The sequence below is a fragment of the Bacillus sp. GMs2/2 genome, from assembly GCF_050172095.1.
Taxonomy (GTDB): Bacteria; Bacillota; Bacilli; order Bacillales; family Bacillaceae_G; genus Bacillus_A; species Bacillus_A cereus.
Genome location: NZ_JBNLYE010000490.1, coordinates 1 through 2,445 on the forward strand (window position 1 = coordinate 1; position 2,445 = coordinate 2,445).

The following is a 2,445-nucleotide window of genomic DNA, read 5'->3' on the forward strand; positions in this document are numbered from 1 at the left end:
ATTATTTTTTAAGAGCCCCAATAATGGGGCCTATTTATAATTGTGTTAAAGTAGAAAACCCTCAAGCATAAGGAGGGGTTACATAACTAGGAAAATAGTTATTTGTGTTTAATGAGAGGAAGTTCAGGGTATTGTTTCTGAATTTCTTCTAAATGATTTTCGCTTTTGCCTTTTAAAGTTTGATCGAAAAAGTTAGTTACTAGTTTATTAATCAGTTTATAGTTTGTGGCTACATCTTCGCCAGGTTCATTAATAATAGGTGAAAATGCTGCTAAATCTGTAAAACTAGTATGGTTTGTTTTTGGAATTACCACTGTGTACACGCCCGGTTTTTCAATAGTTTTATTTCTTGAATAGACTATTTCCAATAATTCATTTTGGATTCCGGTTGTCTTTGGATTCTCAGCCTCTTTCATAAAATGAATCGTAGCTTCAGCATTCATCAACATGAATGGTTTTTGAGGACCGTCTTTAGGTAGTGGATCGCCATATAATCCGCCATCCATATCAATTGCAGCTTTAATACGCGTATCCTTCACTAACATTTGTGCGGCAGTTGCTCCACCAAAAGAGTGACCGAACATTCCAATTCTGTCATAGTCAATTAAGTCTGCAATAGTTTTAAAACTTTTATCGAAATTGCCTTCTATTACTTCATTTAAAACAAAAGTAGTATCCTGTTCCCATTTTTGAACTATGGTATTTAAGGCGGTAGGTGTATATTCAATTGGTATAGAGTCTACACGGTTTCCATTAGGAAAAATCGTTGTTGCTGCATATCCTGTGAAATTAAGAGCGATTACTACATAGCCTTGACTAGCTAATTCCTCTAACTGGAATGTATTTTGTTGACCATATAATCCCATCCCATGGCCGAATAAAAGGAGGGGGAATTTTTCTTTATCTTGAAGTGGCTTAGCATTCTGATAAGAATGTGTTTTTGTCAGCCCTAAATGTGTCGTTACGATATATGGAGCACCGTTTGTTACTGCCAATTGTTCAGCCAGCTCGTTTATGTTCTCAAAATAGGCAGAAGGCTTCCCTGATCCTTTTGTGGCAGGATAGTATACTTGTATCATTAACTCACGATTTCCCTGACTATTTGGTACAGTTGTTTCTTTTCGATTTGTATCAATTAAATGAAAAGCTTTCGTTCCTACTGTATATTTTCCAGTAGGCTCCGGGAGTGTTATGATCGGAAAAAGTAAAGGTAATGTAAACATTGCGATAGCAGTTACGATAATTCCTAAACCTTTTAAAACTTTCATCACTAACTTTTTAGAAACGGCTGTAGTTTTTGGTTTCAAAAAAACTTGTAATGTTAAAACGAACAATAAGAAATAGGCGGGAATCATACGCCAGTTTGCACCAATTACAATGATGGTGGCAAATAATAATGCATAATTTATTAGTAAAAGGACTCCATTTTTTTTCGTCAAACCCCTTTTGATAAAGATGGGAATGATACTAGATAAAAGTAATACAGCAACAAAAATGATTTCTAACATTTTTAGCTCCTTTCCTAATCAATATAGATATAGATTGATAATTTACAACCTTCCCAATTATATAACTATAATTGATGATTGTATGTATGTGAGTAAGTTTAGAATGTTTTTATATGACATTTAAAAAAGTACTCGTACGAGTACTTTTTCTTAAATGAATTATTATTTATTTTTAAACCGTTCCCCATAAATGATAAACCATACCGATAACAAAAAATGCTAGTCCTACAAATAAAACGATTAAAGCAAGCATCCCGTTTTTATTATGCTCCATAAAGTCAGCTCCTTTTTAAGTTGTATACAAAAAGCCTTTAGTCATAATTATGGCTAAAGGCTCCACTTCTCATACTCTTTCGTTTACAAAGAAAAGACACCCATATAAGAGTGTCTTTTCCAATAGTTTGTTAGCAGAAGCAAGAAGCTCCAACGATGATTAATAAAATGAATAACACAACTAATAATGCAAATCCTCCAGCAAAACCGCAGCCTCCGCCGCAACTACCACCAAATCCCATAATAGTTCCTCCTTTAATAAGAGGGGAAAACAAGGGGTCACTCGTGTTTTTTAACGGATTCCATTTACTTTATGTTTGACGCATGAATGTGAGCAGGTCCTTTTGTATTTCATTAATATTCATCAGCATTAAATTCTTTAATGAGTGAAATATCGTTTGTATCAGGGTTAAACTTAAATATTTTAATTTGACCAAAGTCATCTTTATGTGCAAATGTATTTTCACCGATTTGGGTCATATTGCTAATATTTGGGGCAGAACTGCTGCCATGATCATTGATTTCTACCACTCTTTCACGATCCCAAAATGCAATGACAATGATCAAGATAATAAGGCATATACGTATGTTACGTAGTTCTCTTGCTAGAGGATGCTCCATATGATAGTCTCCTTCTTCAGTTAATAGATTTTGTGTATAAAAG

General features: G+C 34.1%; 3 protein-coding genes. All 3 read right to left on the minus strand.

The annotated features are described in order from the left end of the window. Positions 1-98 precede the first annotated feature (98 nt). Positions 99-1,508: an alpha/beta hydrolase family protein gene (locus ACQGS6_RS26465; protein ID WP_426965870.1), complete on the minus strand. Its 1,410-nt coding sequence runs from the start codon at positions 1,506-1,508 to the stop codon at positions 99-101. Between the two features lie 404 nt (positions 1,509-1,912). Beyond that, a complete protein-coding gene (locus ACQGS6_RS26470) occupies positions 1,913-2,023 on the minus strand; it encodes a YjcZ family sporulation protein (RefSeq protein WP_000505681.1) in 111 nt (36 codons plus the stop codon). 112 nt (positions 2,024-2,135) lie between these two features. Then, positions 2,136-2,402, minus strand: a complete 267-nt coding sequence (locus ACQGS6_RS26475) for a YmzC family protein (RefSeq protein ID WP_000400949.1) — start codon at positions 2,400-2,402, stop codon at positions 2,136-2,138. Positions 2,403-2,445: the final 43 nt, after the last annotated feature.

Bases quoted from the DNA above. Each gene is read 5' to 3' on its own strand.
- ACQGS6_RS26465 (WP_426965870.1), bottom strand. From the start codon at position 1,508: ATGTTAGAAATCATTTTTGTTGCTGTATTACTTTTATCTAGTATCATT.
- ACQGS6_RS26470 (WP_000505681.1), bottom strand. From the start codon at position 2,023: ATGGGATTTGGTGGTAGTTGCGGCGGAGGCTGCGGTTTTGCTGGAGGA.
- ACQGS6_RS26475 (WP_000400949.1), bottom strand. From the start codon at position 2,402: ATGGAGCATCCTCTAGCAAGAGAACTACGTAACATACGTATATGCCTT.